Annotated in this window: 24 protein-coding genes; 5 read left to right on the forward strand and 19 right to left on the reverse strand. The window is 62.2% G+C overall.

The window, feature by feature from the left end; all coding sequences use genetic code 11:
* Positions 1–58: 58 nt before the first annotated feature.
* The 4 genes from QZW03_RS15635 to argS all read right to left on the reverse strand — a co-directional run bounded on the left by QZW03_RS15635 (position 59) and on the right by argS (position 4248).
* A complete protein-coding gene (locus tag QZW03_RS15635; protein WP_296510947.1) occupies positions 59–991 on the reverse strand; it encodes an exopolyphosphatase in 933 nt (310 codons plus the stop codon).
* A gap of 100 nt (positions 992–1091) precedes the next feature.
* Positions 1092–1748, reverse strand: a complete 657-nt coding sequence (locus tag QZW03_RS15640) for a thiol:disulfide interchange protein DsbA/DsbL (RefSeq protein ID WP_296510948.1) — start codon at positions 1746–1748, stop codon at positions 1092–1094.
* 63 nt (positions 1749–1811) lie between these two features.
* Entirely contained in the window at positions 1812–2528 is a 717-nt protein-coding gene (locus QZW03_RS15645; protein WP_296510949.1) for an SPOR domain-containing protein, read from the reverse strand.
* Between the two features lie 22 nt (positions 2529–2550).
* On the reverse strand, positions 2551–4248 hold the full coding sequence (argS, locus tag QZW03_RS15650) for an arginine--tRNA ligase (protein ID WP_296510950.1): 1698 nt from the start codon (positions 4246–4248) through the stop codon (positions 2551–2553).
* A 144-nt stretch (positions 4249–4392) separates the two neighbouring features.
* Here argS and QZW03_RS15655 point away from each other — a divergent pair, with 144 nt between their 5' ends.
* Positions 4393–4710 (forward strand): PsiF family protein, encoded by a 318-nt coding sequence (locus tag QZW03_RS15655; protein ID WP_296510951.1) that lies wholly within the window; start codon positions 4393–4395, stop codon positions 4708–4710.
* Positions 4711–4757: 47 nt separating this feature from the next.
* Here the strand turns inward: QZW03_RS15655 and ubiA are convergent, their stop codons facing one another.
* From ubiA to recG, 5 genes are all read right to left on the reverse strand, one after another.
* A complete protein-coding gene (gene ubiA, locus QZW03_RS15660; RefSeq protein WP_296510952.1) occupies positions 4758–5615 on the reverse strand; it encodes a 4-hydroxybenzoate octaprenyltransferase in 858 nt (285 codons plus the stop codon).
* A 69-nt stretch (positions 5616–5684) separates the two neighbouring features.
* The gene (locus tag QZW03_RS15665) at positions 5685–6656 is read right to left on the reverse strand and encodes a hydrogen peroxide-inducible genes activator (protein ID WP_296510953.1); all 972 of its coding nucleotides are present in this window, start codon (positions 6654–6656) and stop codon (positions 5685–5687) included.
* 62 nt (positions 6657–6718) lie between these two features.
* Complete coding sequence (locus tag QZW03_RS15670; protein ID WP_296510954.1) at positions 6719–7609, reverse strand: DMT family transporter; 891 nt, start codon at positions 7607–7609, stop codon at positions 6719–6721.
* Positions 7610–7635: 26 nt separating this feature from the next.
* A complete protein-coding gene (locus QZW03_RS15675) occupies positions 7636–8589 on the reverse strand; it encodes a hypothetical protein (RefSeq protein WP_296510955.1) in 954 nt (317 codons plus the stop codon).
* A gap of 37 nt (positions 8590–8626) precedes the next feature.
* Positions 8627–10828: an ATP-dependent DNA helicase RecG gene (gene recG, locus QZW03_RS15680; RefSeq protein WP_296510956.1), complete on the reverse strand. Its 2202-nt coding sequence runs from the start codon at positions 10826–10828 to the stop codon at positions 8627–8629.
* Positions 10829–10897: 69 nt separating this feature from the next.
* Here recG and QZW03_RS15685 point away from each other — a divergent pair, with 69 nt between their 5' ends.
* The 3 genes from QZW03_RS15685 to tgt all read left to right on the forward strand — a co-directional run bounded on the left by QZW03_RS15685 (position 10898) and on the right by tgt (position 14305).
* Complete coding sequence (locus QZW03_RS15685) at positions 10898–11881, forward strand: tripartite tricarboxylate transporter substrate binding protein (RefSeq protein ID WP_296510957.1); 984 nt, start codon at positions 10898–10900, stop codon at positions 11879–11881.
* Between the two features lie 84 nt (positions 11882–11965).
* Positions 11966–13048 (forward strand): tRNA preQ1(34) S-adenosylmethionine ribosyltransferase-isomerase QueA, encoded by a 1083-nt coding sequence (gene queA, locus QZW03_RS15690; RefSeq protein ID WP_296510958.1) that lies wholly within the window; start codon positions 11966–11968, stop codon positions 13046–13048.
* 27 nt (positions 13049–13075) lie between these two features.
* Positions 13076–14305 (forward strand): tRNA guanosine(34) transglycosylase Tgt, encoded by a 1230-nt coding sequence (gene tgt / locus QZW03_RS15695; RefSeq protein ID WP_296510959.1) that lies wholly within the window; start codon positions 13076–13078, stop codon positions 14303–14305.
* Positions 14306–14418: 113 nt separating this feature from the next.
* Here the strand turns inward: tgt and QZW03_RS15700 are convergent, their stop codons facing one another.
* From QZW03_RS15700 to QZW03_RS15745, 10 genes are all read right to left on the reverse strand, one after another.
* Positions 14419–15999, reverse strand: a complete 1581-nt coding sequence (locus QZW03_RS15700; RefSeq protein ID WP_296510960.1) for a methyl-accepting chemotaxis protein — start codon at positions 15997–15999, stop codon at positions 14419–14421.
* A gap of 98 nt (positions 16000–16097) precedes the next feature.
* On the reverse strand, positions 16098–17873 hold the full coding sequence (locus QZW03_RS15705) for a methyl-accepting chemotaxis protein (RefSeq protein ID WP_296510961.1): 1776 nt from the start codon (positions 17871–17873) through the stop codon (positions 16098–16100).
* A gap of 73 nt (positions 17874–17946) precedes the next feature.
* Positions 17947–19209 carry an FIST N-terminal domain-containing protein gene (locus QZW03_RS15710; RefSeq protein ID WP_296510962.1) on the reverse strand — a complete coding sequence of 421 codons (1263 nt, stop codon included), beginning with the start codon at positions 19207–19209 and terminating at the stop codon, positions 17947–17949.
* Positions 19210–19243: 34 nt separating this feature from the next.
* The gene (locus tag QZW03_RS15715; protein WP_296510963.1) at positions 19244–19912 is read right to left on the reverse strand and encodes a PhaM family polyhydroxyalkanoate granule multifunctional regulatory protein; all 669 of its coding nucleotides are present in this window, start codon (positions 19910–19912) and stop codon (positions 19244–19246) included.
* An 83-nt stretch (positions 19913–19995) separates the two neighbouring features.
* On the reverse strand, positions 19996–20634 hold the full coding sequence (locus QZW03_RS15720; RefSeq protein WP_296510964.1) for a helix-turn-helix domain-containing protein: 639 nt from the start codon (positions 20632–20634) through the stop codon (positions 19996–19998).
* A gap of 9 nt (positions 20635–20643) precedes the next feature.
* Positions 20644–22050 (reverse strand): PepSY domain-containing protein, encoded by a 1407-nt coding sequence (locus QZW03_RS15725; RefSeq protein ID WP_296510965.1) that lies wholly within the window; start codon positions 22048–22050, stop codon positions 20644–20646.
* A 96-nt stretch (positions 22051–22146) separates the two neighbouring features.
* Positions 22147–22560 carry a DUF2946 family protein gene (locus QZW03_RS15730; RefSeq protein WP_296510966.1) on the reverse strand — a complete coding sequence of 138 codons (414 nt, stop codon included), beginning with the start codon at positions 22558–22560 and terminating at the stop codon, positions 22147–22149.
* 26 nt (positions 22561–22586) lie between these two features.
* Positions 22587–23030 (reverse strand): copper chaperone PCu(A)C, encoded by a 444-nt coding sequence (locus tag QZW03_RS15735; RefSeq protein ID WP_296510984.1) that lies wholly within the window; start codon positions 23028–23030, stop codon positions 22587–22589.
* Between the two features lie 63 nt (positions 23031–23093).
* Positions 23094–23642, reverse strand: a complete 549-nt coding sequence (locus QZW03_RS15740) for a YcnI family protein (RefSeq protein WP_296510967.1) — start codon at positions 23640–23642, stop codon at positions 23094–23096.
* Positions 23643–23764: 122 nt separating this feature from the next.
* A complete protein-coding gene (locus tag QZW03_RS15745) occupies positions 23765–24136 on the reverse strand; it encodes a DUF2946 family protein (protein ID WP_296510968.1) in 372 nt (123 codons plus the stop codon).
* A 103-nt stretch (positions 24137–24239) separates the two neighbouring features.
* Between QZW03_RS15745 and QZW03_RS15750 the strand changes: the two genes are divergently transcribed.
* The gene (locus QZW03_RS15750; protein ID WP_296510985.1) at positions 24240–24845 is read left to right on the forward strand and encodes a MarC family protein; all 606 of its coding nucleotides are present in this window, start codon (positions 24240–24242) and stop codon (positions 24843–24845) included.
* Positions 24846–24847 lie beyond the last annotated feature (2 nt).

Here is a 24847-nt window from a genome sequence, read left to right on the forward strand (position 1 = left end):
TGCTCGACAAGCGCTCGGCCCATTGTACCGAGCGCGGTGTAGCTCCTGCCCTCTGCGCTCAGCCGTCGGCGTTAATTTTGTGAATCAAGGCCTGCAGCACCTCCGGCGCTTGGGCGTTGTCCACCTGGCAGGTGCCCGCATTGGCGTGACCGCCACCGCCGTAGCCCAGCATAAGCTCGCCGATATGGGTGTTGGAACTGCGATTTGTGATGGACTTTCCGGTCGCAAACACGGTGTTCTGCTTCTGCAACCCCCACAGCACGTGGATGGAGATATTGGTCTGCGGGAAGAGGGCGTACACCATGAACCGGTTGACCGCGTAGATGACCTCCTCATCGCGCAAGTCCAGCACCAACAAATTGCCGTGCACGGTGGAACATCGCAGCAACTGCTCCCTGGCCTTGGCGGCATGCTCAAAATACAGTTCCACGCGCTCCACCACATCGGGCAGTTGCAATATTTCGTCAATGCCGTGGTTGCGGCAGTACTGGATCAAGTCCATCATCAGCTGGTAGTTGCTGACCCGGAATTCGCGGAAACGCCCCAGGCCTGTGCGCGAGTCCATCAGGTAATTCAGGAGCACCCAGCCCGTGGGGTTCATGATTTCGTCGTGGCTGAACCGGGCGGAGTCGCCTTTGTCCACGGCTTCCATCATGTCAAAAAAGCGCGCGGGGAAACGGCTGGCGCCGCCGTAGTGGTCATAAACCACGCGGGCTGCCGAGTCTGCGTGCGGCAGGATGATGTGATTGGGCCGCTCGCCGGTATTGCGGATCGTCTCGGATTCGTGGTGATCAAAGGCCAGATGGACGCCCGGGACATAGGGCAGATTGGTGGTGATATCGCGGTCGGATACCTCCACCTTCCCGTCTTGCATGTCTTTGGGGTGCACGAACTTGATGTCGTCAATCATGTCCAGCTCATTGAGCAGGACGGCGCACACCAGCCCATCGAAATCGCTACGGGTAACCAGACGGAATTTCTGACTCGACATAGAACGAACCCCTTGACGCAAAGATAAGGAAATTCATTCTAGCCCTGCCCCAGGCAGCGTGGGCAGCAAGTGCAACAGTAGCCCTTGCTGCCGGTGGCGATCAGCCGCGTCCGGCGCGCTGGTCAGCCACCAGCGCATCTACCACTTGCAGAGCGCGCTGCATGTTGCCGGCCATCGAGCCATCAGTGTAGAAGCGCCCGGCCACGCCCAGTGCGGGTACGCCTTCCACTTTGTAGGCATTTTGCAATTGCAGGGCCTTGCTTGCTTTCGTGGCAACCGTAAACGAGTTGTACTGGGCGGCGAACTTCGCTTTGTCTACCCCTTGCTGAGCCACCCACTCCAGAATGGCTTCGGGGCGGGCCAGGTTTTGCTTCTCGACGTGAATCGCAGCAAAGACCTTGGCATGCAGCTTTTCGACCAGGCCCATGGCTTCCAGCGTGTAGTACAGGCGCTGCTGTGGAACAAAGCTTTCCTGGAACGCAATGGGAGCCCGGCGGAATGACACCTCTTTGGGCAGATTTTTAACCCATGCCTGAAGCGCAGGCTCGAAGGCGTTGCAGTGCGGGCAGTTGTACCAAAAGAACTCAACGACCTCAATCTTGCCGGCAGCGGCTTCGGTGGGGGCGCGTGGGTCCAGAACCTGGTAGTCCGTGCCGGCCTGCGGCTTTTTGACTTGCGCGTGAACCAAGCCGGACCATGTGGAAGTGGCTGCAATAGCAGCACCGGTAGCAACGTGGGTGAATGCGCGACGTTTCATAGTGATGATGTTTCCGTAGAGGTGCAGTGTGAGCTCGCGCTGCACTGAAAGTTCCGGCAATGGTTAGCGCTGTACGCGCACCAGTGCTGTTTCGAGACCGGCTTTGTCGAGCTTGTCTTTGGCTTTGTCGGCGTCTTCCTTCTTCTCAAACGGACCGACCCGCACCCGGAAAACCTGTTTGCCGGAGAGCTCACGCTCGGAGATTTTGGTTTCGATACCGCTCAAAGAAAGCTTGGCACGCTGGCTCTCCGCATCTTCGGCACTGCGGAACGAGCCCACCTGCACCCAGAAGGTGAAGACATCGCTGTCCGACGCGGCCGCTCTGGCTTTGGCCAAATCACCGAGAGGATCGGCCGAATCCTTGGGATCTGCCTTGGGATCTGCTTTCGCGTCAGGCTTGGCATCCGCTTTGGCGGGGGCCTTGGCGTCCGCTTTGGCGTCGGGCTTAGCATCTGGTTTTGCCGGGGCTGCATCGGCCTTGACCTCTGCTTTGGCATCCGTCACTTTGCCGTTGGCCTTGGCACCGGATGCCGCGGCACCCGGCACGGTTGCCGTAGGAACGGCGGGTGCGGGGTTCTTGCCGTACATGGGGGCGTTCGGGTCCCAGTTTTTATTTTTCTGACTCTCCGCGGCGTCCTGGTCGGCGCTGCGACTCTGGCTTTTGTTCATAAAAGGCACGGGCACTTTGGTGACGTAAACCGCCACTGCCAAAGCGGCTGCCAAGCCCACCACCACGCCTACGATGAACCCGACCAGGGTTCCGCCACGCTCGTTCTTCATTCCATGCTTTCTGTGAGAGAAATTACATCTTCTGGGGCGCACTCACGCCCAGTACTGCGAGGCCATTGTGCAGCACCTGCGCCGTCGCGGCGACCAGCGCCAGACGGGCGAGCTTGACTGCCTCGTCATCCACCAGAATGCGCTCGGCATCGTAGTAGCTGTGGTAGCTGGCAGCCAGTTCGCGCAAGTAGAAAGTCACATCGTGCGGCGCCTCGCCTTCAGCGGCAGCGGTCAACATTTCAGGGAACTTGGCCAACAGCAGCATCAGGGCCTGGGCTTGCGGGCTTTCCAGCGCGGACAGGTCCACACTCTTGAGTGCGGCCGCATCGCCACCCCAGCTGGCCAACACCGAGCAAATGCGGGCGTGTGCGTACTGCACGTAGTAGACCGGGTTGTCGTTGTTTTTGGCCACCGCCAAATCCACATCGAAGGTGTATTCGGTGTCGGGCTTGCGGCTCAGCAGGAAAAAGCGCACGGCGTCTTTGCTGGTCCACTCGATCAAGTCCCGCAGGGTCACATAGCTGCCCGCGCGCTTGCTGATCTTGACCTCTTCGCCACCCTTGACCACGCGCACCATCGTGTGCAACACGTAGTCGGGGTAGCCCTGGGGAATGCCCACGTCGGCGGCCTGCAAACCGGCGCGCACGCGGGCAATAGTGCCGTGGTGGTCGGTGCCCTGGATGTTGACCACCTTGCTGAAGCCGCGCTCCCACTTGGCGATGTGGTAGGCCACATCGGGCACAAAGTAGGTGAAAGTGCCGTCCTTCTTGCGCATGACGCGGTCTTTGTCGTCACCGTAGTCGGTGCTCTTGAGCCACAGCGCGCCGTCTTGCTCGTAGGTTTTGCCGTTGGCGACCAAGGTGTTGACCGTTTTCTCCACACGCCCGCTGGTGTACAGGCTCGACTCCAGGTAGTACTGGTCAAAGTGCAGGTTAAAGGCTTGCAGGTCCTTATCCTGCTCATTGCGCAGGTAGGCCACGGCGAACTGGCGGATGTTGTCGTAGTCTTCTATGTCGCCATTGGCGGTAAATTCGCGGTCATCGGCCTTGACCGAGGCCTTCGTCTTGAACGCTTCGGCAATGTCGGCAATGTAGTCGCCGTTATAAAAAGCCTTGCTCTCCGGGTTGTCCGGGTCGGTGGGCCAGCAGCTGTCACCGGGCTTAAAGCCTTTGGCGCGCAACTGGGTGCTTTTTGCCAGGGTTTCAATCTGCACACCCGCGTCGTTGTAATAGAACTCGCGGTGTACTTTGTAGCCTTGGGTGGCAAACAGGTTGCAAATGGCGTCGCCCAGCGCGGCCTGGCGGCCATGGCCCACATGCAGCGGACCGGTGGGGTTGGCAGACACAAACTCCACCAGCACCGGCTTACCGCTCTCGGGCTGGTAGCCGAACCGTGCAGCTTGACCGAGCACTTCCCGCACAATTTCTTGCTTGGCAGCGGGCTTGAGGCGGATGTTGATGAAGCCTGGGCCGGCAATTTCCACGTCCTGCACCCACTGCTGGTACACCGGGGTCGCCAGCATCTCGGTGCGCAGGGTTTCCGCCAGCTGGCGGGGGTTCATTTTGAGGGGTTTGGCCAGTTGCATGGCTGCGGTAGTGGCGAAGTCGCCATGGGCCGCGACCTTGGGCGACTCAAACGCAGCCTTGGGGCCCGCGCCGGGGGAGAGTTTTTCCAGGCAGGCGGCCAGCGCCTGCAGAAGTTCGTGTTTGACAGTAAGCATGGCCCGATTTTACGGGGCACCGAAATCTGTTGTTTCTGTGACTTTGTCATCGTGGACTGTCTTCCGCCCGTTGTATCCTGAGCCACCCTCAACGGGGTCTTTGCAACGGCAGGTCGCTGCCAACTTTTTTTCACAGGACTACAAATGAAGCAACTGATTTCTCTCATGGCTTTGGGTTTGGCTCTGGCAGTGGGCGGCGCACACGCTGCAGACGAAAAGGCACCCACCGCCCAACAAGGCAAGATGAAGACCTGCAATGCCGATGCCAAAACCAAAGACCTCAAGGGCGATGAACGCAAGGCCTTCATGAAAGACTGCTTGAGCGCCAAACCCGCCATGGCAGAAGACGGCAAAACAGCGCAGCAAAACAAAATGAAGACTTGCAACGCCGACGCGAAGACCAAAGACCTCAAAGGCGACGACCGCAAGAAATTCATGAGCAGCTGCTTGAGCGCCAAGTAAGCTCAACCCGCTACCACCGGAGGCCAGTCAGACATGACTGGCTTTTTTTATAAGCCTACGCTCAGCACCACGCCCACAAACACCGAGAAGCCCACCCAGTGGTTGAGCCGGAAGGCTTTGAAGCAGCCTTCCCGTGAACGGTCGCGTATCAGGGTGCCGTGCCACACCACCTGCACTGCCGCCCCGGCCACCCCTAAGGCCCAGCCCCAAGCGGACGCCAGCTCCGGCAACACCAGCCACGACCAGATGGCCAGATAGGCCACATAAAACGCGAGCACCGCCGGCACGTCCCAGCGCCCCAAGGTGATAGCGGATGTTTTCATGCCGATGCGCAAATCATCGTCCCGGTCGACCATGGCGTATTCCGTGTCGTAGGCCAGCACCCAAAACAAATTGCCGACCAACAAGGCCCACGCCTGCCAGGGAATGTCTGCACGCACGGCGGCATAGGCCATGGGAATTCCAAAGCTAAACGCCACCCCCAGCACCGCCTGCGGCATCGACACATAGCGCTTGGCGTAGGGGTACACCAGGGCGACTGCCAGCGCGGCAAAGGACCAGGCAATCGTGACCGCGTTGGTCGTCAACACCAGCCCGAAGGCTGCTGCCGCCAACACCGCGCCCAGCCCCAGCGCCTCGCGACTCGTGATGCGCCCGCTGGTCACCGGGCGTTGCGCGGTGCGCTTGACGTGCTTGTCGAACTCCCGGTCTGCCACATCATTCACGCAGCAGCCGGCGCTGCGCATCAGGATGGTGCCCAGCGTGAACACCACCACCAGGTGCCAGCCCGGAAAGCCGCCCTGGGCCAACCACAAGGCCGACAGCGTGGGCCACAGCAAAAGCAACCAGCCGGCCGGCCGGTTCCAGCGGATCAAGTCCAGGTAGAGAGCGAGTTTGTTACGCACAGTATTACTATTAAATTCATAGCTATCCGCGCACTATTCACGGGGACTAGCTACTGTTTTTATCCAAATTTACGATAAGCGGGTCACACCCGGGAGCTCGCAGCTGTAAATCGCGTTGCGCAGCGCAGCGATGGCCTCGTAGCGGGTAAAGCTGCGGCGCCAGGCGAGCACCACCCGGCGTGTGGGCGGAGGCAGGGGGCTGCCATCGGGTTTAGCGTCCTGCACGGGCAGGTATTTCACAAAACCGGGCTCTGCACCGCGCTTCTGCGGTGCCAGCGCTTCTTTGGGTACGCTCAGGCGCGGCACCAGCGTCATGCCCATGCCGGCCGCGACCATGTGCTTGATAGTCTCCAACGAGGAGCCCTCGAAACTCTTGCGGATGCCCTCGGCATCGCTGGAGAAGCGGGCGAACTCGGGGCAGACCTCCAGCACGTGGTCGCGAAAACAATGGCCATTGCCGAGCAACAGCATGGTTTCGCTCTTGAGCTGTTCGGCCGTGACCGAGCTTTGCTTCGCCAGCGCGTGCCCGGCGGGTACCGCGGCGTAAAACGGCTCGTCATACAAGGGGGCCAGCGCGAGGCCAGTATCCGGAAAGGGCTCCGCCAGGATGGCGCAGTCAATTTCACCGGTGCGCAGCATTTCCAGCAACTTGACCGTGAAGTTCTCTTGCAACACCAGCGGCATCTGGGGGCTATGCGTGATGACTTGCCGCACCAATGCGGGCAGCAAATAGGGCGCAATGGTGTAGATCACCCCCAGTTTGATGGGCCCGGCCAAAGGGTCTTTGCCGCGCTTGGCGATGTCTTTGATGTTGGCCGCCTGCTCCAGCACGCTCTGGGCCTGCCGCACAATTTCTTCGCCCAGCGGGGTCACCGTCACTTCGTTGGCACTGCGTTCAAAGAGCTTGCAATCGAGCTCTTCCTCCAGCTTTTTTACTGCCACCGACAGCGTGGGCTGCGAGACAAAGCAGGCGTCGGCCGCCTTGCCGAAGTGGCGCTCGCGGGCCACCGCCAAGATGTATTTCAGTTCTGTCAGCGTCATACCGTCGCCTCCTTATCGTCAACCATGATGCCACGCCCGATAGTCAGAATCAATCCGGGCGCTCAATGGGCATGCCCCTTGGGCTCAATGATGACCAGCGCAATGCCGCACACCAGCAGCCCCGCACCGCCCCAGAACGCGGTGTCGGGCGTCTCTGCAAAAAACACAGCGCCCAGCGCGGGGCTGAACAGCAACAGCGAGAAGCTACCCGCCTCCACGGCAGAGGCGTCCCCGGCCCGGTAGGCAAAGAAATAGCCCAGGTAAATGCCTGCGGCGGCCAGGCCGACGACCGGCAGCAGCGGCCACAAATTCTGCGGCACGACCGGCAAGGCAAAGCCGGTAAAGGCGCCAAACGTGAGCCAACAGGCCACCTGGCTCCAGGTCAGGACCGCAATCGGGTGCTCGGAGCCGGAGTATTTTTTCAACACGATGCCCAGCATCGACTCCATCAGCGCCCCCAGCAAGGCCACCAAGGCAGCCGGATGAAACGCCTCGGCCCCCGGCTTCAGAATGACCAGCACCCCGCCAAAGCCGACCACCACCCCGGACCAGCGCAGCCAGTGCGGCTTTTCTCCCAGAAAAAACACTCCCAGCGGCAACATGAAGAGCGAGCCGGTCATCAAAAACGCACTCACCTCCGCCAGGGGCAGGTGCGACACGGCGTAAGCCGCACACCATGCCGACGTGACGATAAACACCGCGCGCAGCACATGAATCAAAGGCTTGCGGCTGCGCACCACCCGGCCCCGGGTGCCCAGCCACACCGGCACCAACATGCACAGCACCACAGAGGCCTGCAAAAACAGCACCTGCTTGGGCTGCAGCCCTTGGGACATGAGTTGCTTGTTGCAAGCGTCCAGCACCGCCCAGCACAACATGGCCAGCACCACCAAGACCACACCACGGGTATTGCCCGCCAGCGCCTGCCAGCGGCGAAACATCGTTTGAAACATAGGCTAAGACGCGCTACCCACCACCCTCAGGTCGTGGCGGGCAGGGATTTTTTGAGACTGTCGCGAAGAATTTCCATGCGCTCTTTCCAGGCGCGGCGAACGTCCGGCGGCATGTTTTTCAACACCCGGAACGAGTGCGGATCGGGCTGCCCCTCGGCGTCCATCACCGTGAGTTCGAGCTCTCCGCCCAAAGACGTGATCGTGGCGCCCGCCAGGGTGGTGTGCGCCGTCTGGCGCCCCGAGTGCAGGGTAATGCGCCCCGCAGGGTCGAGGTCAATGAACCACTCGATACCGCCCTTGCCGTCCAGACCGACTTCGCTACTGCTGCCGGTGAAGCCGGCCACCCTGCGCCACTGGGCAATCTGCTCTTCGGGCGACATGGCAGCAGCCTTGCCTTTGGCTTTGAGCGCAGCCTTGGCTGCCGCCGCTTCCTCGGCCTCGCGCTTGGCCGCTTCTTCGGCCTCCAGGCGGGCCTGTCGCTGGTGCTCCAGGCGTTCGATCCACAACTGAATCTGTTGGGCAAAACCGATGAACTGGTCAGCCACCTTGGTCGGCAGGTGATCAAGGTGCAGCTCCGCTTGCTCCTCGGTGGCCAGAAATGCCAGGCTGTGCCAGCCGGTGGGCTGGGTCGCATCCTGGCCGGGCTTGGGGTTGTTCAGGGTGCGCACCATGCGGGCGAGTTCAATGCGCAAGCCCAGGGCGTCAAAGGTCACATCCAGCGCCCCGCTTTTCTCCATGGCGCTCTGGCCCTCGCGGGCCTGTTGGCTGTAGCGGGCGTTGCGGGCTTTGACCCGCACTTTGCCGGCGCGGCGCAGCATGTCCACACTGAAACTGTGGGCCTCAAAGCGTTGGCCTCCGGGGATTTTGGTCACCGACGTGCGCATCCAGAACGCCTGCAGCTCCGCAAATAAATAGGCGCCGATCGACAACACGAAAATCGCGCCCAGGCTCCACCAGATCCAGTCCATTTGTCCACTCATAGTGCGATGTTAACGGGCGCAGTCTAACGGGCCCCCACTACGCCTTCAGGTACTCCGCCTTGCCGCCCAACCAGCGGGCCACATGCTTGGCGGCCAGGTGCGGGTAGGTGTCGAGCAGCATGGGGGCTTCGGCCTTGGCCCACTCCAGGAGTTCCACGTCGACGGCCAGGTCGGCAAAGCGCAGCATGGCCTCGCCGCTCTGCCGGGCGCCCAAGAACTCTCCGGGCCCGCGAATCTCCAGGTCGCGCCGGGCGATCTCGAACCCGTCGTTGGTTTCCGCCATGGCCCTGAGCCGCTCACGGGCCGCCTCGCCCAGGCGCGGCGCGTCGCCGGTGGAGTACAAGAGCACACAGGCCGAGGCGGCCGCTCCGCGCCCCACCCGCCCGCGCAATTGGTGCAGCTGGCTGAGACCAAACCGCTCGGCGTGTTCAATCACCATGAGCGAGGCGTTGGGCACGTCCACCCCCACCTCAATCACCGTGGTGCTCACCAGCACCGACATCAGCCCGGCGGTAAAGGCGCCCATGACGGCCTTCTTGTCGTCGACATGCATGCGCGAGTGCAGCAGCCCGATCAGCACCGGCTGGCCGTCCGCGCGCGTAGCACCTTGCAGCGCTTCGGCCAGGTCGGCGTGGGTCTGGGTGGCGTTGCTCAGATCGAGCGCTTCACTCTCTTCAATCAGCGGGCACACCCAGTAGACCTGCCGCCCTTGGCTGATCTGCGCGCGGATGCGTTCTATCACCTCGTCGCGCCGGGCCTCGTTCACCACCTTGGTGACGATGGGGGTGCGCCCCGGCGGCAGTTCGTCCAAGGTAGACACATCGAGGTCGGCGTAGTAGCTCATGGCCAGCGTGCGCGGAATCGGCGTCGCTGTCATCATGAGTAAATGGGGTTCCCCCCCCGTTGCTTGCTCACTGCGTGTAGCCGCCTCCCCCCTCAAGGGGGCGGCACCCTGCGGCCCGGCGGAGCCGGTTCCGTGGTGCCCCTGGCTTGCATCCAACTCCCCCTCGGTGACTGTCATTTTTTTGCGCAAAGCCAGGCGTTGCGCCACGCCGAAGCGGTGCTGCTCGTCGATGATGGCGAGTGCCAGGTTCTTAAACTTCACCTTGTCCTGGATGATGGCGTGGGTGCCCACCACCAGCTGGGCTTCGCCGCTCTCAATCAAGGCCAGCATGGCGCGGCGCTCTTTGGCTTTTTGGGTGCCGGTGAGCCACGCGGTGGTAATGCCCAGGGGCTCCAGCCAGCCCAGCAGCTTGCGAAAGTGCTGCTCGGCCAGTATCTCGGTAGGTGCCATCAGGGCGCATTGCCAGCCGGCGTCCATACAGGTAGCGGCGGCCAACGCCGCCACCACGGTCTTGCCCGCGCCCACATCGCCTTGCAGCAGGCGGTGCATGGGAATACGGCGCGCCATGTCGTGGGCAATTTCTTCCCCCACGCGGTGCTGAGCGCCGGTCAGGCCGAAGGGCAGCGCTGCCAGCAAGCGGGCATGCAGGGTACCGCCCTCCACGGCTTTGAGCTGGGGCGCCCGCAGAGCGGCCCGCTCGCGCCGGCTTTGCAGCTGGCTGAGCTGCTGGGCCAGCAGCTCCTCGGCCTTCAGGCGCTGCCACGCCGGGTGGCTGTGGTCCATGAGCGCGTCGATCGAGACATCCGGCGTCGGGTGGTGCAAAAACTGTAGCGCGTCGCGCAGTGTCCACAAGGGCTGGCGGCCGTTTTCATGCCGAATCACGTCCAAGTCACCCGGCGCAAAGGTGTCACTCAAATCCGCCCGGGCCAGGCCGGACAGCACGGCCTTGCGCAAATACGCTTGCGGCAGCCCCGCCACCGTGGGGTACACCGGCGTGAGCGCCGTGGGCAGGTCGCCGCCGGCAGCCTTAAAGCTCGGGTGCAACATGGTGCGGCCCAAAAATCCGCCCTTGACCTCGCCACGCACCCGCACCGTATTGCCCACGGCCAGGGCTTTTTGCTGGGAGCCGTAGAAGCTGAAAAACCGCAGCGTGCAGGTGTCGGAGCCGTCATCCACCGTCACCACTAGTTGCCGGCGCGGCCGGTAGCTCACCTCCTGGTGGGTCACGGTGGCTTCTATTTGCACGGGGTAGCTGTCGCGCACATCCCGCAGCTTGACGATGCGGGTCTCGTCTTCGTAGCGCAAAGGCAGGTGCAAGGCCAGGTCGATGTCACGGCGCAGACCCAGTTTTTCGAGGGCTTTTTGCGACTCGGTTTTGGGCTTGGCTTCGGGCATGGGCGCATTGTGCCGCACTACACTGAAGAATTTTCCGGCCGACACCGGCCCATCACCCGAGGAGAGACCATGAAAAAACTGATCGCACCGCTGACCATTGCGGCCACCCTGCTGGGTGCCCTGGCGGGCGCTCCGGCACACGCCCAAAGCGCCACCTACCCTGCCAAGCCCATCCGGCTGGTGATTCCCTTCCCACCCGGGGGTGGCACCGACATCCTGTCCCGCCTGGTGGCCAACAAACTGACCGAGACCTTCCAGTGGACCGTGGTGCCCGACAACAAGGCGGGTGCCGGTGGAACCATCGGCATTGCCGAGGCCATCAAGGCCGCGCCGACCGGCTACGACATGGTGATGGGCCAGAAGGACAACCTAGTGGTCGCCCCCTGGCTCTACGGCAACCTGCCCTGGGACCCCACCAAGGACCTGGTACCCGTGGCCCACGTGGCCTACACGCCGGTGGTAATTGCCACCGCCGCCAACTCCAAGTTCAAGACCCTGGCCGATGTGGTGGCCGCGGCCAAAGCAGCGCCCGACACCATTACCTACGGCTCGCCGGGCAACGGCACCACGATTCACCTGGCCGGCAACCTGTTTGAAAAGGCCGCCAGGATCGACATCCGCCATATCCCCTACAAGGGCTCCAACCCGGCGCTGATGGACGCGCTGGCCGGTAATGTGGACCTGTTGGTCTCGTCCGTGCCCTCGGCGATTGCCCAGATCAAGGCCGGCAAGTTGCGCGCGCTGGCGGTGACCTCTGCGGTGCGCAGCACGTCGCTGCCGGATGTGCCCACCGTGGCCGAGTCCGGCTTTAAAGACTTTGATGTGAGCACCTGGTACGGCCTGTTCATGCCCGCCGGCACCCCCGCCCCTGTGGTGGCGCTGGTCAACAGCCGGGTCAATGAGCTGCTGGCCAAGCCCGAGTTCAAAGACGCCATTCACGCCCAGGGCGCAGAACCCCAAGCCATGAAAACGGAGCAATTCGGCAACCTGCTGAAGACTGACTACGCCAAGTGGAAGGGCATTGTGCAAGCGTCGGGCGCCAAGATCGAATAGGCCAGCGCAGCCCCCGCAACACAGAGGCTGAGATAATTCAGCCTCTTTTTTACTTGGAACGGGCCTGTCCGGCCCTCAAGCACCATGTCTTTACCCTCCTCCGACGCGGCACGCGTCTTCACCCTCAGCGACTTCGACTTCGAACTCCCTGAATCCCTGATTGCCCAACACCCCACCGCCGAGCGCAGTGCCTCCCGCTTGCTGGACGGCACCGGCGCCACCCCGGTGGACCGCATCTTTAAAGACCTGCCCGGCCTCTTGCGCGCAGGCGATTTGGTGGTGTTCAACGACACCAAGGTCATCAACGCCCGCCTCTTCGGCGAAAAAGCCACGGGCGGCAAGGTGGAGCTGCTGATCGAGCGGGTGCTGGGCGGCAACCAGGTCGCGGCCCACATGCGGGTCAGCAAAAAGCCCGAGGTGGGCGCCACCATCAAGCTGACGTGTGCCCCCGGCTTTGAGGACGGCCTGTGCGCCACCCTGCTGGGCCGCTGGCCGAATGTGGATGGCCCGATCTACCGCTTTGTGCTCAGCAACGACCAAGGCGACGACCCCTACACCCTGATGGAGCGCCACGGCCACGTGCCCCTGCCCCCCTACATCACCCACAGCGACTCGCCCGAAGACGTGCAGCGCTACCAGACGGTGTTTGCCAAAAACCCCGGTGCCGTGGCCGCACCGACTGCCGCCTTGCACTTTGACGAAGGCGTTTTTGCGCAACTGGACGCCATGGGCGTGCACCGCGCGCACGTAACGCTGCACGTGGGCGCAGGCACTTTCCAGCCGGTCAAGACCGAAAACATCGCCGAGCACCAGATGCACAGCGAGTGGTACAACGTGCCCCCCGAAACCCAGGAAGCCATTGCCGCCTGCAAGGCGCGCGGCGGGCGCATTGTGGCGGTGGGCACCACCAGCGTGCGCACGCTGGAGAGCTGGGCCAAAACAGGAGTTGCCAGTGGCGACACCAACATCTTCATCACGCCCGGCTTTGACTTTAAGCTGGTCGATGTGCTGGTCACCAACTTCCACCTGCCCAAAAGCAGCCTGATGATGCTGGTCAGCGCCTTTACCGGTTACGACCACATCATGGGCCTGTACCGCGAGGCGATTGCGCGCGGCTACCGCTTCTTCAGCTATGGCGATGCGATGCTGCTGACCCGCAGCGCCTGATTCACGACTTCTGACACGAGCACCACCATGCTGAAATTTGAACTTCTTAAAGACGACCCCGCCACCCCAGCCCCAGCCGGGGGCACCGAAGGCGCCAACCTCGGCAGCCATGCGCGCCGCGGCCGCCTGACCCTGAACCACGGTGTGGTCGAAACGCCCATCTTCATGCCCGTGGGCACCTATGGCACGGTCAAAGGCGTCACGCCGCAAAGCCTGCACGACATGAACGCCCAAATCATTCTGGGTAACACCTTCCACCTGTGGATGCGCCCGGGCCTCGACGTGGTGGAAAAATTCGGCGGCTTGCACCAGTTTGAGAAATGGGACAAACCCATCCTCACCGACTCGGGCGGCTTTCAGGTCTGGTCGCTGGGCGAGATGCGCAAGATCAGCGAGGAAGGCGTGAAGTTCGCCAGCCCTGTGAACGGCGACAAGCTGTTCCTCACGCCTGAGATCAGCATGCAGATTCAGACCACGCTGAACTCCGACATCGTGATGCAGTTCGACGAGTGCACGCCCTATTTGTCGGTGGAGCCCAAAACCAAGGGCCAGATCACCACCGAGCGCGAGGCGCGCAGCTCCATGGAACTCTCCCTGCGCTGGGCCAAGCGCTGCCAGGACGAGTTCGCCCGCCTGAACAACCCCAACGCGCTGTTCGGCATCGTGCAGGGCGGCATGTTCGAGCACCTGCGCGACGAGTCGCTGGCCGGTCTTGAAGCGCTGGACTTCCCCGGCATTGCCGTGGGCGGCCTCTCGGTGGGTGAGCCCAAAGAAGACATGTTGCGCGTCTTGAAGCACATCGGCCCCAAGCTGCCCAAGCACAAGCCGCATTACCTGATGGGCGTGGGCACACCGGAAGACCTGATTGCGGGCGTGCAAAACGGCATCGACATGTTTGACTGCGTGATGCCCACCCGCAATGCGCGCAACGGCACCCTGTTCAGCCGCTACGGCGACCTGAAGATTCGCAACGCGCGCCACAAGAGCGACAAGCAGCCGCTGGACGTGACCTGCACCTGCTACGCCTGCGCCGGCACGGGCGGTGTGGCTTGGGCAGACGGCGGACGCGAAGGCTTCAGCCGCGCCTACCTGCACCACCTGGACCGCTGCGGCGAGATGCTCGGCCCCATGCTGGCCAGCGTGCACAACCTGCACTACTACCTGAACCTGATGCAAGAAATTCGCGATGCGCTGGACGCCGGTCGCTTCGGCGCCTTTGTGCAGCAGTTCCACACCGACCGTGCGCGCGGCGTGTAGACAGCAAAGTTGCGCGTACTGACATGACAACGGGGCCGTGAGGCCCCGTTTTTTTTGCTATTGATTAAATAGCTACTCGCGCATATTCCATGAGGGCTAGAGACCTATTTGACTCATAACTTGAAGGTTGCCACCACCTGCACCAGGTCGTTGGCCTGACTCTTCAAGCTGCTTGCAGCGGCTGCCATTTCTTCTACCAGCGCAGCGTTTTGTTGCGTGGCTTGGTCCATCTGGGTGACGGCTTCGCCTACTTGGTTGACGCCTGCGCTTTGCTCCGAGCTGGCTGCGCTGATTTCGCCCATGATGTCGGTCACTCTGCGGATGCTGCTGACCACTTCGGTCATGGTCTCTCCAGCTTTGTCGACCAGGTTGCTGCCTTGCTCGACTCGCTCTACGCTGGCGTTGATCAGGGTTTTGATTTCTTTGGCGGCCTCTGCACTGCGTCCAGCCAGTGAGCGCACTTCAGAAGCTACGACGGCAAAGCCACGGCCTTGTTCTCCGGCTCTGGCGGCTTCTACGGCTGCGTTCAGGGCCAGGATGTTGGTTTGGAAGGCGATGCCGTCAATCACGCTGATGATGTCTGCAATTTTGCGGCTGGCTTCGTTGATGCCTTTCATGGTCTCGACCACTTGGCCGACGACTTCTCCACCTTGAATCGCGACGGTAGAGGCGTTCATGGCGAGTTGGTTGGCCTGGCGGGCGGAGTCGGCGTTTTGTTTGACGGTGGAGCCGAGTTCTTCCATGCTGGCTGCGGTTTGCTCCAAGGCGCTGGCCTGGCTTTCGGTGCGGGCGCTGAGGTCGTGGTTGCCTTGGGCGATCTCAGAGCTGGCGGTGGCCACGGCTTCGGAGCCTTGGCGCACGTTGGACACCACGTCGGCCAACTTGGCTTGCATTTGCTCCAAGCTGCCCAAGAGGCGCCCGAGTTCGTCCGTGCCCTTGACCGTGACCGGTTGACTCAAATCGCCGCCCGCAATCCGCTCGGCCAGCTGCACCGCCTGCTGTACCGGCTGAATCACGCTGGTCGGTATCAGCCAGATCAAGCCCAAGCCCACCACCACAATGATCAGCAAAGCCCCCAAGGTAGCCTGCTCGGCCGCAGTGACCGTGTCTTTGACTTTGAGTGCCGCACTGGCCGTGCCGTCGAGGTTGAACTTGAGGATTTTTTCCATCGCGTCGTAGGTCTGGCGAAAGGCCTGGGGCGCCTTCGCTGCGAAGTCCTGACGGGCCATGGTCAGCATTTCCTCTGCGCCTTGTGCGCTGTCGATCACCCCCAGCCCCACGCTGACAATCTGAAAATAGGCGTCGCGCTTGGCTTGGTAGTCGGCAAACAAGGCTTTTTCAGCATCCGCCTGCGGGTCACCTGCCTCATAGGTCAGCAAAGTAGCGGCATACACCTCGGTGGCTTTGCTCAGGGAGGTGGTTACTGCCTGCATGCGCTTGGCAAAGGCAGTGGCGTCTTCCAGGTCACGCCCCCCGATCCGGTCGCTGACCAGCAGGTAGTGGTCGGCCACAAAGCCCTTCATATTGCCCAGATTCTCAATCGCCGGAATCCACGAAGTGGCGACTTCCCCTGACTCAAATTTGACGGACAGGTTGCGGTACAGCGCATTGGCGGCACTCAGAACCGCCAAAGCCAAAATGAGTGCCAACCCCAGCGTAATGCGGGCTCGTATGCCCAATCGGTTCAGATACATAGTGCTCCTTGCTGCTGAGCGCTCCAACGCGCTTTGATTAGATTCCTGACTACTCTTCGCAATATCGGCCACCACCACAGCTCAAAGGGCGGCAGGCCTCAAAAGGTTTCCCAGTCATCGTCCGCGCCTGCCGCAGGGGCTTTGCTGGCGATTTTGGGTGCTGGTGCGTGGGCGACTTGCGTCAAGCGAGGTGCGCTCGATGCTGGCGATTTCTTAGCCGCCGGCGGCAGTGCGGCAGCCGGTGCCCTTGGTGCCAAGGCCCGTGGCGCCAGTACCGGGCGGGCAGAAGCCTTGGGGGGCGCGGGGCTTGCGACCACCCGGGTCATTTGCTGCCCACCGGAGAGCTTAAACACCGACACCACCCCCACCAGATCGCCAGCTTGGGCCTTGAGGCTGCTGGCAGCCGCGGCCATTTGCTCAACCAATGCAGCGTTTTGCTGGGTAGCTTGGTCCATTTGGGACACTGCTTCGCCCACTTGGGCCACACCGGCACTTTGCTCGCCGCTGGCCGCGCTGATTTCGCCCATGATGTCGGTCACCCGCCGGATACTGCTGACCACTTCAGTCATGGTGGTACCCGCTTTGTCCACCAGTTGGGTACCTTGCTCCACCCGCTCCACGCTGGCGTTGATCAGGTTCTTAATCTCTTTGGCGGCTTCTGCCGAGCGACCGGCCAGGCTGCGCACCTCGCTCGCCACCACTGCGAAACCGCGACCTTGCTCACCGGCACGGGCAGCCTCTACCGCAGCGTTGAGCGCCAAAATATTGGTCTGGAAAGCGATGCCATCAATCACGCTGATGATGTCGCTGATCTTGCGGCTGGCGTCGTTAATACCCTTCATGGTGTCCACCACCTGCCCCACGACTTCGCCGCCCTGGACGGCCACGGTCGAGGCATTCATAGCAAGTTGGTTAGCCTGCCGCGCGTTGTCGGCGTTTTGCTTCACCGCCGAGTTCAGCTCTTCCATGCTGGCTGCGGTTTCTTCCAGGGCACTCGCCTGGCTTTCGGTGCGGGCGCTCAGGTCGTTGTTTCCTTGGGCAATTTCTGCACTGGCACTGGCCACGCTTTCCGAGCCAGTGCGGACTTGGGTCACCACGCGCACCAAGCTGTCTTGCATGCCTTGCATAGCTTGTAGCAGTTTGCCGACCTCGTCCTGCCGGTTGCTGTCAATGTGCCTGCTGAGGTCTCCCCCGGCTACGCTCTCGGCAGCGCTGAGCGCCTGCCCGAGCGGCTGGGTGATAGAGCGGGTGATTGCTGTAGCGGTCAGCACCCCGACGACCAAGGCCAGCAAGAAGGCAGCGCCCAGCATGTTGCGCGAGGCTTGGTAGGCAACTTGAGATTCCTCGATGCTTTTGTCAGCTTCGCTCCGGTTCAAATCAATGATTTTCAGCAGCGTTGCCTTGGAGCGCTCGAACATGGCTTTGGACTCCGAGTCCAGCAGCATCGCTGCCCCTGCTGCATCGTTGCGCCTTGAGTAGTCTTTGATGTCTTTGTGAAGATCGAGGTACTTCAGCCGGAATTTCGCAAACTCGTCATAGAGTCGTTTTTCTTCGTCAGAACTGATTAAAAGTTCGTATCGATCCCGGCTTTCTTTGATGCGCACTTGAATGCCATCGATAACCTTCTCGATGTCTTGCTTGGCGCCGTCTTCAATGCTCAAGGCATGCTGCATTTCAAAAACACGGAAGTCTGAAATCAGGGTGTTGAGTTGATTCGCCTCTTGAACGCTGGGCAGCGAGTTCTTGGCAACCACCTCGGCAGCATCCTGCAAGGCCGCCAAGCGGTTGAAAGCGACTCCCACGATCAGCAAAATCAACAGCAGCAAAACACCGAATCCGGCGTAAAGCCGTGTGCCGATTTTTAAATTTCCCATCGTGGTCTCCTCGTAGTCATTTCCGAGCGTACCGCCATGCAGTCGCGGTTTTCAATTATCTGTAATTAAATACTTATTCATGGAATACGGTCAAAACACCCGTATAGCCATACAACTGATCACCGGCAATTTCCCCACCGGCAAAGAAGCCAACCAAGGGCACGTCGCCCAAAGCCCGCCGCACAATGTGCATTTCGGCACTCGGTGCGCCAAAGTGAGGGCCGCCCCGGCCTGAGCAGCTCACATACACCGCGCCGGCAATACGCCGCGCCGGATGGGGCTCCGCCAGGGCATCTTCCGGGTGGAGCTCGCTGGCCATGGCAAAACTCAACTCCCGGGGCTCTAACTCTTCCCGTATTTCTGCGCCGATGCGCATCAAGTCAGCCCGGGCCGCCTCGCGGTCGCGCCGGCAAAAAGCGAGCTGCTGGCCCACCTGCACGTGGTCGGCCACCGCAATGCCGCGACGCCCCGGGTCCAGCCCGATGATGTGCCGCACCATGACCTCACTGCCGAAGTTGCCGGTGCTGCGCACCATGCGGGCCGCATCCCCCACCGCACCCGCGGCCAGCGCCACCAGCGTCTTGCGCACCGTGTCCAAGGCCTCCTCGGGTTGATCCAAAGAAATAGCAAGGTCCCGCAGGAGCACATAGAGGGCGGGCTCACCGTCCAGGGCGACCACCACGTTGTGGTCGGCCTCAGTAATGGTGCGGGTTTTGGAGACCGGGCTGCACCCCTGCGTTACCCGGGAGACGAGCGCCACCTCTTCGGTAAAAGCCACACCGCTCAAGCCGCCTGAAAACACCCCGCTAGCGGTGCCATGGCCGCTCAAATTGCCATCGGCTGCCACCGCAAACTGCACACTGCGATAGCGGCTGCTGCTCAGCCCGCCAAACACATAGCCGGCGCCGGTCCGGCCGGCCATTTCTTGAACCAGATCACCCAGATCTGCCGTGCTGCCATCGGCGTGCACCAGGGCGGTATGGGCTTCAAAGCCCAAGCCCAGCGGAGCCACACCGGAAAACACGCGGTACTGGTCTGCCGGCACGTCCAGGAGCATCACGGCCAGTGCAGGCTCATCAAAGTACTCCACGTTGTTACTCGCGATACCCACCCCCACGGTGCCCGACCAGTCGGTCACCAGCGAAAGCTCTCCGCTCAGGTGCTCCAGGATGGCTTGCGCATGCGGCGCGTAGTGGTCGGTGATGTAGAGCAAGGCCAGGGTCGGCTGGGCGGCATAGCCCGGCAGCGCCATTTGGGCCCGCAACTGGGCCAACACCAAGGCCGCGGCCATGGGCCACTGCGGGTGGGTGGCATGGGCATAGGGAAACAAGCGCATACCCGGGCCCTGTTCGTTGCGACGCGCCGGCAGCCTAGCGGCTGCCTGTTTTGCGCGCAGGTGTTTTGCGGGGTGCGGCGCGTTTAGTCACAGCTTTTTTGGTCGCGGCTTTGGCGGTCTTCAGGGCATCTTTGGCCAAGCCGGCTGCCATGTTTTTGGTGATGTCCACCGCCGTCTTGCTGGTGGCCTCTTTCAAGGCGTTGGCCGCAATGCTCTGAAACTGCTGGGTCAGCGCACCCCACAGCTGCAAAGGGTCACCGAGCGGGCTGGCAGATTCTGATTTGGGCGCTTTGTCTTCCGACTTTCCGGTTGCCGTGTCGGCAATCGATTTCGCTGTCTCCGCCGCTTTTTCAGTCACTTTTTGGACTCCGCTGTACACCGAGTCCGCAGCCTTGAGCTTGAGGGCGTTGGCCATGTCGCCCAAGTTGAAGTTCATGCCCTTGAGGGTGGCCAGCGTCATCTTCTGGACTTCCAAGGCTTGAATCGTGGCGGCCAGGGCCCGTGAGTTTTGCTCCAGCCAGAAGTGCACGTTTTTGAGCTCGTCGATACGTTTGTCGAGCTCTTCCACATTCAGGGTGGGCGCAACCCAATTCCCGAGGTTGGGCATCTGGGGAATATTGGTGCCAGCGCCTTTGGCCAGGTTCTGCAAAAAGTCAAAACCCGGAACGAACTTGCCGAAACCGGTGGTGTCTGAATCGCTCATGAATGCTCCTCGGGCCTGCCAGCGAGACCACGGGCACAGCTTACTCCAAGCGACTCCCCCTTAGTAGGGGAAAAGCAGGGGTTTCACGTCCGTGTCAGCGGCGCAGCCCGGGTTCGGGCCACACTGGATGTCATGCCCTGTGAGAACCTGACCTCGCGCAGATGACCGATATCCAGCGCCCCTTCACCACGACGCCGCTCTGCCAGCAGGTGCAGGTCTTTCAAGTGCCCGAGCACGCGGCACACGGTTTCGGGTGCGGACCCCACCAGCTCGGCACACTCTTTGATGCTGGGCAATGCACGGCCTGCAGCACCGCCGGAGCCCTCGGCCAGTAGCAAGAGCAATGAACGCACGCGCTCCGCGACCGGGCCGGTGCGCACGGACACCATGTCTTTGGCGCGCTGGCGCGCGGTCAGCAGCGCCTCGCGCAGCACCGCCTCCATGGAAATGCGACGCATGTCCACCGGCACCAGCCGGCTGGGCACCAGGGCGCTCACTTGCAGGGCCACGCGCTCGCCAGCCCAATACTCCACGCCCACCAGGTCGCCCGGTAGCACCACGCCCACGAGCTCAATTCGCCCGTCGGCCTGCAGGTGGCCGATACGAAGGGCGCCGCTCTCCAGGCGCCAGATGGTCTCCATGTGTACCAGGAGCATGACGCCCGCAGCAGGCATGTCGAGTGCGACGCGGTCATCGACCGCCTGTACTGGATGTAGTTTCATCACACCCCCTCAGGACAAGGCCGTTTTCAGCGCCGGCCAGCGCGACACCACGGCGTAGTCCAGCAGCACAGCCAACAACATAACCCCACCGGCCAAGGGGAACACCAAGCCGGTCAGCAACATCACGACTGCACCGCCCTTCCACAACGGAGCCTGCGCCGGTACCGAGGGCGCTGCAAGGCGGCTGCTGCCGGAGGGGCGGCGAATCCACCACATGACAACACCACTGACACACAGCAACACAATCGCCAGGCAAAACACCACGTTGGCCAGCGCGCTCCACAGGCCGACATCGCCCTGGTGCAAGGCGATCCCGATCGCCATCAGCTTGGCCACCACCGAGTAGTCTGCAAATGCAGCCTCTGCCAACACGCGGCCGGTGTAGCGATCGACGTGCACCGTGCGGTCCTGGAAGGGGTTGCTCAGGTCGCCGCTCATGGTGTCGGCGGAGAGGGTGTACACGCCCTTGGCGTCTTGCGGCACGTTGATATGAAACTGCCCCTTGAAGCCCAGACGCTGTGCCAGGGCAGCCATGCCGTCCAGATTCACCGGCTCGCCAGCTCGCACCCCTGGCGTGCCGGCCAAGGTGCCGGATTGCGGCAACGGGGTTTGCTCCAGCCCCCAAGGAACGTCGTGCCCACCTGCCGTATTCAAACTGGCGTGGGTGAGATCGGACGTAGGCACCGCATCCCATTTAGCGGCTGGAAACGTGGCCCACGGTTGCACCAGTTTGCCGCCCCAGATGCCGGTCCACGACATACCCGTCAGTAAAAAAGCCAGCAGCACCACGCTGACCCAGAAGCCGACGCTGGTGTGGATCGATTTCCACCACCGCCGCCCGGTAGCACTCCAATCGGGTACCACCACGTCACGCCAACTCGCCCCGTTGCGCGGCCAGAACAAGTACAGCCCGGTCACGATCATCACCACGGCCAAGCCCGCTGCCACCTCCAGAATGCGGTCACCCGCATCCCCCAGCAGCAAGGTGCCATGGATTTTTTCAGCCCACGCAAAAATGGTGCTGTCTTTGTCTACCGACTGGAGCACCTGGCCCGTGTAGGGGTCCACCGCAACGGCCTGTGTCGCACCCTCGCGGGTCACCACCACCCATGCCGCGATATCCGGCGCTTTAGGGGCAATGTATTCCTTAAGCACCGCACCCGGAAAGCGGCTCATTGCCGCCTGGGCCTGGGCAGTAACCGCCACGGCGGTGGCCTGCGGCTGCACGTGCACCAGGTTGCCCAAGCGACTTTGAAAGCCGGTGAAATAGACCATGACCAGCCCGGTAATGGCCAGCATCAGCAGGAAAGGAACGACAAACAGCCCGGAGTAAAAGTGCCAGCGCCAGGCCGTGGCGTAAAGACGTGAAGTCGATGGCGCGCGCACCGGCGCCGCCTTGGAAGCAAATGTAGACATAGTTCAACCATCCGCAAAACATGAAGCACCGCAGCGCGCCGGAAGCCGGCTCCGCGCCACGGGAGAGGCCTGCGCGCGCAGCGCACAGGCAGGTGCTTACACGGGGCCGGGCGGCCCGCGCGCCGGAGGCGCTTGCGAAAGATGTTGAAGAACCCGGGGCGAGTCGCGGTCCGCCACCCACAGCGCTGCAAGTGCCACCACCGTGTGCCGGGGTTGCGCGGGGGGCGGACCGGCTCCCCGCTCAGAAGACTGAAGACAAAACAGGCAATGGTCCAAGGACAGCGCTGCGGTCCCCTCACTGCCCGAGCTCTCCGGGGTCGCGGCCTCAGCGCGGATCCAACGGGCAGACCCACTGGCACTGCAAATTTCTAGCCAGTTGCCCCCACCGGACCACGCCACGGCCCGCGACACCGTAGGAAGTGCCGCGCCCACCAACACCGCGCACAGCATGAGCCAGACCGCCCATCGGCGGTAGGCGGGTAGGCTGTGCGAGAGGCGCAAGGTGAACACGGTGAAACCTATGGTGCGAGAGTGGCTTAGTGCTTATGCGCGCCGTGGGCAGGTGCAGCGGCACCGGCAGGAGCGGTTTGGGACACCGGCACTTTGAGCTCGGTTTTGGTCTCTGTGCCTTTGGCGTCTTTGAAGACCAGCGTCACAGGGATCGTGGTGTCCTTTTGCAGGGGCAGCTTCAGGTCCATAAGCATCACGTGGTAGCCGCCAGGCTTGAGTTCTACTGGCTTGCCCGCGGGCAGCTCCAGCCCGCTGGGGAGGGCGCGCATTTTCATGACGTCGCCCTCCATCTTCATTTCGTGCACTTCCACGACACCGGCAACCGGCGAGCTCACGGAGACCAGCCGCCCTGCGGACTTGGCAGTCAGGGTCATAAAGGCACCCGTGGCTTTTTGCCCTTGCACGGTCGCCCGTGCCCAGGCGTTTTGCACCTCCACGGTCTGCGCCTGCGCGAGCGAGGCGAACGCCATTCCGGAGAAACATACGGTGGCCGCAGCCCAACGAATCAAAGTCATAAGAACTCCAGTAGTGAATTAGTGGGCATGGTCGCCAGCGGCCTGAACATCCAGCACATCCAGACGGGCGGCAGGCGATTTCAGGCTGTGGGCATCTTTGCCCGGTGCGGGGATTTCGACCCATGCGTTTTGCCCGGTGACGCAGCCTTGCACCACTTTGAACCATAGCGTGCCTGGTTTCTTGGGTGTGGTGCCGCGGAATACAAACTCGTCGGCGAAGGCATCGGGCAGGGCGTTTTCTGCGCCTTTGGCGGTCCAGGTAATTCCCTGCACGCCTTCGGTGTAGGTGGTGCCATGGGCCACATAGGGTTGGTCTAATTTGCCTACTTGGGTGCTGACGGTCCAGCCCGCTTTGACCAGTGGCTGCGCGCCATTAAAGCCCGACGGCATGGACACGGTAATAGACGTGGTGGCCGCGCCGGCGCAGCCGTGCCCGACCTTCAGCACACCCCGGTAGCTGGCACCGGCTGCGGCCGCTTGGTCCGCCAGCGTTACATGAGAAAAAGCAGCACTAGCCCCCATCAGCATTGCCCAAGCAGCTACTATTTTGATAGCAAAACGTTTCATAAACACCTCAAGATAAACCCGCCCGGCCCTCGTGCGAACGCGCACCGACCCGGCAAAACACACTGTCAAACGAAAAGGGAGAGTTGTGGCTTCAAGGCGGCCGCAGGCCGCCAGAGGCACGCTCAGGCGTGTGCGGGCGGGCCGCGGGCCGAGGCAGGCTCGGTATCTTGAGGGGTGGCACTGCGGAACGTGCCCGGTGGTAGGGCAGCCGGACTCGCAGGAGCCCAAGCCGCCACGGTGGCGGACGGGGGGGCCCCGGCGGGCAAACACAACACGCAGTCCAGCGTGTGGGCCATCCGCTCGGGGCTTGCACCGGTGTCGGGGCCTTCGTCACTGGCGACAAACTTCACCGCACCGGCGGTGGTGCATACCAGGGTCAAGGCTTGCGGATTGACCACCGGCGCTGCGATCGCGACGCCAATCGACAGCGCAAACCACACCAACATCCAACGGACGATGGAGCGGGCTTCGCGCAGGGATTGGAGGGAGACCATGGTTGGCGATTATGACGCATAGCACACTGTGCCCCGCCAGTGCAGACTGGTATTCTCGGGCGCTCTAAGGAACACGCTGGCACCACCAGCGTTACGCGCCATGATGAATTACACCTTTGCCTCTGCCACCATTTTGCTGATCCTGATCACGGATCCGGTCGGCAACATCCCCATCTTTGCCAACGCGCTCAAGCATGTGGCGCCCGAGCGCCGGCCCAAGGTCATCTTGCGGGAGATCTTGATTGCGTTTGGATTGCTGCTGACCTTCATGTTTGTGGGCGAGAGCTTCTTGCGGGTGATGAACTTGAGCGAGTTGTCGCTACAGATCGGCGGCGGCGTGATTTTGTTTTTGATCGCACTGCGCATGGTGTTTCCACCGCCGTCGACCGCCGAGAGTGAAATCACGACGGAGCCGCTCATTGTGCCCTTGGCGGTTCCCGCCATTGCCGGCCCGTCGGCGCTGGCGACCGTCTTGCTGTTGGTGTCGCAACAGCCCGACAAGCGCATGGAATGGATAGGCGCCCTGTGCGTGACCATGTTGGTCAGCGCGGTGGTGCTGGTGTCGGCGGAGCGGATTCAGCGCTGGATCGGCACCCGGCTGGTGGTCGCTGTGGAGCGGCTGATGGGCCTGGTGCTGGTGTCGGTCGCCATTGAGATGATGCTGCGCGGCATCAAAACCTTTGTGCAGCAGGTGGCCGCCGCCACCTGAGG

Source organism: Rhodoferax sp. (assembly GCF_013297935.1).
In the GTDB taxonomy this organism is placed as follows: Bacteria; Pseudomonadota; Gammaproteobacteria; order Burkholderiales; family Burkholderiaceae_C; genus Allorhodoferax.

Bases quoted from the DNA above. Each gene is read 5' to 3' on its own strand.
- QZW03_RS15705 (WP_296510961.1), bottom strand. From the start codon at position 17,873: ATGGGAAATTTAAAAATCGGCACACGGCTTTACGCCGGATTCGGTGTT.
- QZW03_RS15670 (WP_296510954.1), bottom strand. From the start codon at position 7,609: ATGTTTCAAACGATGTTTCGCCGCTGGCAGGCGCTGGCGGGCAATACC.
- tgt (WP_296510959.1), top strand. From the start codon at position 13,076: ATGCTGAAATTTGAACTTCTTAAAGACGACCCCGCCACCCCAGCCCCA.
- QZW03_RS15645 (WP_296510949.1), bottom strand. From the start codon at position 2,528: ATGAAGAACGAGCGTGGCGGAACCCTGGTCGGGTTCATCGTAGGCGTG.
- QZW03_RS15740 (WP_296510967.1), bottom strand. From the start codon at position 23,642: ATGAAACGTTTTGCTATCAAAATAGTAGCTGCTTGGGCAATGCTGATG.
- QZW03_RS15640 (WP_296510948.1), bottom strand. From the start codon at position 1,748: ATGAAACGTCGCGCATTCACCCACGTTGCTACCGGTGCTGCTATTGCA.
- QZW03_RS15725 (WP_296510965.1), bottom strand. From the start codon at position 22,050: ATGTCTACATTTGCTTCCAAGGCGGCGCCGGTGCGCGCGCCATCGACT.
- queA (WP_296510958.1), top strand. From the start codon at position 11,966: ATGTCTTTACCCTCCTCCGACGCGGCACGCGTCTTCACCCTCAGCGAC.
- QZW03_RS15675 (WP_296510955.1), bottom strand. From the start codon at position 8,589: ATGAGTGGACAAATGGACTGGATCTGGTGGAGCCTGGGCGCGATTTTC.
- QZW03_RS15710 (WP_296510962.1), bottom strand. From the start codon at position 19,209: ATGCGCTTGTTTCCCTATGCCCATGCCACCCACCCGCAGTGGCCCATG.
- QZW03_RS15655 (WP_296510951.1), top strand. From the start codon at position 4,393: ATGAAGCAACTGATTTCTCTCATGGCTTTGGGTTTGGCTCTGGCAGTG.
- QZW03_RS15720 (WP_296510964.1), bottom strand. From the start codon at position 20,634: ATGAAACTACATCCAGTACAGGCGGTCGATGACCGCGTCGCACTCGAC.
- QZW03_RS15665 (WP_296510953.1), bottom strand. From the start codon at position 6,656: ATGACGCTGACAGAACTGAAATACATCTTGGCGGTGGCCCGCGAGCGC.
- QZW03_RS15685 (WP_296510957.1), top strand. From the start codon at position 10,898: ATGAAAAAACTGATCGCACCGCTGACCATTGCGGCCACCCTGCTGGGT.
- recG (WP_296510956.1), bottom strand. From the start codon at position 10,828: ATGCCCGAAGCCAAGCCCAAAACCGAGTCGCAAAAAGCCCTCGAAAAA.
- QZW03_RS15745 (WP_296510968.1), bottom strand. From the start codon at position 24,136: ATGGTCTCCCTCCAATCCCTGCGCGAAGCCCGCTCCATCGTCCGTTGG.
- QZW03_RS15735 (WP_296510984.1), bottom strand. From the start codon at position 23,030: ATGGCGTTCGCCTCGCTCGCGCAGGCGCAGACCGTGGAGGTGCAAAAC.
- QZW03_RS15635 (WP_296510947.1), bottom strand. From the start codon at position 991: ATGTCGAGTCAGAAATTCCGTCTGGTTACCCGTAGCGATTTCGATGGG.
- QZW03_RS15715 (WP_296510963.1), bottom strand. From the start codon at position 19,912: ATGAGCGATTCAGACACCACCGGTTTCGGCAAGTTCGTTCCGGGTTTT.
- argS (WP_296510950.1), bottom strand. From the start codon at position 4,248: ATGCTTACTGTCAAACACGAACTTCTGCAGGCGCTGGCCGCCTGCCTG.
- QZW03_RS15750 (WP_296510985.1), top strand. From the start codon at position 24,240: ATGAATTACACCTTTGCCTCTGCCACCATTTTGCTGATCCTGATCACG.
- QZW03_RS15700 (WP_296510960.1), bottom strand. From the start codon at position 15,999: ATGTATCTGAACCGATTGGGCATACGAGCCCGCATTACGCTGGGGTTG.